This window comes from Brevibacterium sp. Mu109 (assembly GCF_900169375.1).
Classification (GTDB): Bacteria; Actinomycetota; Actinomycetes; order Actinomycetales; family Brevibacteriaceae; genus Brevibacterium; species Brevibacterium yomogidense_A.
Window position 1 is genome coordinate 1 of sequence record NZ_FXZF01000071.1, and the last position, 3,090, is coordinate 3,090.

At 61.7% G+C, this 3,090-nt stretch carries 2 protein-coding genes, 1 rRNA gene and 1 pseudogene; 2 read left to right on the forward strand and 2 right to left on the reverse strand.

Annotated features, from left to right (window positions below):
- On the forward strand, window positions 1-120 hold a 120-nt coding region (locus BSP109_RS16345; RefSeq protein ID WP_219618584.1), incomplete at its 5' end, for an ATP-binding protein.
- A 75-nt stretch (window positions 121-195) separates the two neighbouring features.
- Window positions 196-696 (forward strand): annotated as a pseudogene (locus BSP109_RS16350) (transposase); the annotation flags it as partial.
- 74 nt (window positions 697-770) lie between these two features.
- Here BSP109_RS16350 and BSP109_RS16355 read toward each other — a convergent pair.
- Complete coding sequence (locus BSP109_RS16355) at window positions 771-2,285, reverse strand: IS1634 family transposase (RefSeq protein WP_180959801.1); 1,515 nt, start codon at window positions 2,283-2,285, stop codon at window positions 771-773.
- A 703-nt stretch (window positions 2,286-2,988) separates the two neighbouring features.
- Window positions 2,989-3,090: ribosomal RNA gene (rrf, locus tag BSP109_RS16360) — 5S ribosomal RNA — on the reverse strand; the annotation flags it as partial.

The window sequence follows — 3,090 nt, forward strand, 5'->3', positions numbered from 1 at the left end:
GGAACCGTGTTCGGCGATGACAACATGGCCGCTGCCGTCATCGACCGGATCGTCCACCACGGGCGACTCCTGCAGTTCCGCGGCGACTCCTACAGAGTCAAGAACGCCCTCATGAAATAGCTAAACGCTCAAACGGCAGGACACCACGCTCACCTGGCTGGATTCTTAGCGCTGAAACGGCCGACATCAACTTGACGAAACACACAGGAGACCCTCGGACACCGGGGCCGGTCCGGGGACCCGCTCTACGGCATCCGTCGCGTCCTGCTGACTGGTGCGAATCTACTGACCCCCAAACAGGTCGCCCGGCTCGAAGCGGTGCTCGCTGCCGATGAACACACCCAGGTCGATGTGACGTGGTGGATCTATCAACGCGTGGTGGCCGCCTACCGCGACCCCGACCGGGTGCGCGGACGCGCGCGGATGCGAGCCGTGATCACGAGTCTCTCGGTAGGAGTGCCGGCGGCGTTGACGGAGCTGACCACGCTCGGCAGAACCCTGAAACGACGCGCCGCCGACGTACTGGCGTACTTCCAGCGACCCGGGACGAGCAACGGGCCGACCGAGGCGATCAATGGTCGACTCGAACACCTGCGAGGCACTGCTCTGGGGTTCCGGAACCTGGGCCACTACATGCTGAGATCGCTGCTGGATACCGGAGGCTTCAGACCACTTCTACACTCTCTTTTACGATGAGCCGCTTCAGCGTCACCCTGGCCTGTGCCGGCTCCTTGTGGATCTGCTGCCAGTCAGACCTGAGTTGCGCCACTTTAGTGCACACCCTCCCCGGGGATGTTCTCGAGCATCGCGGCAGCCTCGTCAGGAATGACGGGATGGATCGTGTGCCGCTGCTCACCGGTACGGAGTACCGCCGATCGTAGAGGCGCCAGCCTCGTCCGGAACTTCTTGATGCTCACCCCCGTCCGCGCCTGGACCACGCGGGATACCGCAAGACCAGCGAACACGATCGTCAGGTGCGCCTCGATCGAGTCCCGCGTCCGATGAAAGATCGGACGCGCTTTCAGATCTGACTTCGACATACGAAACGACTGCTCTACCGTCCACAGATCGTGATATGCCGCCACGACCGCGTGACCACTCATCAGCGACATCGGAATGTTCGTGACGTAGCCCTTGATCCTCGTCAACTGTCGGGCTCGCTCGACCAGCGCCCAGTCCACCGCAGGCTGTTTCCCCTTGAGCGACACGAACCGGTCCTTCTTCATCGGTCGCGTTCCTGCGGCGATCTTCTCGGCCTTCTCGATCATCTTGTTGATGTTCCGGTCATCCCGCTTGGCCCGCTTGAACGAGTATTGATACACAATCCTGCGGGACCGGGCTTGCGTTCCGGTGCCCATCACACGCTGGGACTCAGCGATCTCGCCGTCTTCGAAGTACGTGCCCTTCTTCTCGAACCTGTCCGCCAGGTCATACGGCGCTTTCGTGATGCGGGACCCGACGATGAACCGTTGTCCGGCTTCTTCCAACGCCAACAGGTTCGCAGCTGAGAGCATGCCGGCATCAGCGACGATGACGAGGTCATCAATGCCGTGTCGCTCCTTGAACGCGGTCACCACGGGGATCAGTGTCTTCGTTTCGGCTTTGTTGCCCTCGAAGCACTGGACTTCCAGCGGGAACCCCGACCGATCGACCAGCAGACCCACAGTGATCTGGGGGTCGACTTTCCGTTCCTTGCTCATCCCGACTTTCCGCAGCTCATCCTCGTCATCAGCTTCGAAGTACAAGGTCGTCACGTCATAGAGCACGAGCGCGAGCCCGCCGGTGGCTGTTGCATAGTCGAAACAGGCCTGGGACACGACGCCACGGACGCCGTCGGCTTGGATGCGCTGCAATGTCCGTGTGATCGTGCGCAGACTCGGCGGGCTAATGCCGAAATTTTCCATCACGCGGATCGCTTCTGTCTTCGATGTCGGTTCCACGATCCGGGCAAGGACGAGCTTCCTGAAGTGCTCGTCACCGACGGCGTCGAAGCCCAGGTACGCGTAGACGCGTTCGAGGGCTTGCCACAACACGATCGACTGCGTCGACTCGACGACCAGTCCGTGTTCTGGCCGTCCCAGACCGGGAGCATCAAGACCGAGGTCGAGTTCGGGCTGATCGCCGGCAAGTCGGCGGTGCGCGGTGGCGAGAAGGACGTGAAGGTCAGCGTCGGTGTGTGCGGATCCGATGTGCTCGATACCGTCACGGCGGCTGCCGGTCTTGTGCACGATCTGGACAGCGGTAGCGCCGGAGCCGGTCTTGACCTTGCGCACGAACGATCCCATGCGCCTGAGGCTACTCACCCCGAATTATTAGTGCACACCCTCAACCATGAACCCGCAGGTCACAGCCTCACCCACCACAAATCTCAGACTAGGTGGCGCAACTCAGGTCAGACTGGGCGAACATGCCCTGGTTCTCGCCTCGGCCAGGGAACACCAGTTCGTAGTCGTCGTTATCCGTGCAGTCCTTGACGTCGTGCCACCTGAATCGGGCAGCATCGGCGGCTTCGAGCACCGCCGTGACTGGCTACCGTGACGTCCCCAGTGATGCCCCGATCACTCGTGCAGCGGGGCTGTCTGCGCGCAACTGCACGTCACACTTGGCCCGGGTCATCCGCACCATGAGTCGTCTCATGCCGGCGCGCGCCCAATACATGCGGCGGAAGCATCCTAGGCACGGTGGCCACCATGCACACCATGACCGGTCCCCACGAGCACTATCCAGCTACCAGCGCGGTGGAACCCGAACACACGACCGATGGACCCCAAAGATGCGGATATTCAGATGATCCCGCGATGCGCAGCCACCCAGTCATGGAGGCCTGCTCATCTGGGTCGAAGTCCAGTGCTGGTTGTCCACGAGGTCGAAGGTCGCGGTGGGCAGCCTCGTCGTTGAGCGCTGCTGACAACCCTCGTGAATGGGTTGAGGGCCTGACGGTGAGCAACGCTCAAACCCTCAGACCCTCAACCAACCAAACAAAGAATATTGCGGCAGTGACTTACTCTCCCACACCCTATCGAGTGCAGTACCATCAGCGCTGGCAGGCTTAGCTTCCGGGTTCGGAATGGGACCGGGCGTTTCCCTACC

Bases quoted from the DNA above. Each gene is read 5' to 3' on its own strand.
- BSP109_RS16355 (WP_180959801.1), bottom strand. From the start codon at position 2,285: ATGGGATCGTTCGTGCGCAAGGTCAAGACCGGCTCCGGCGCTACCGCT.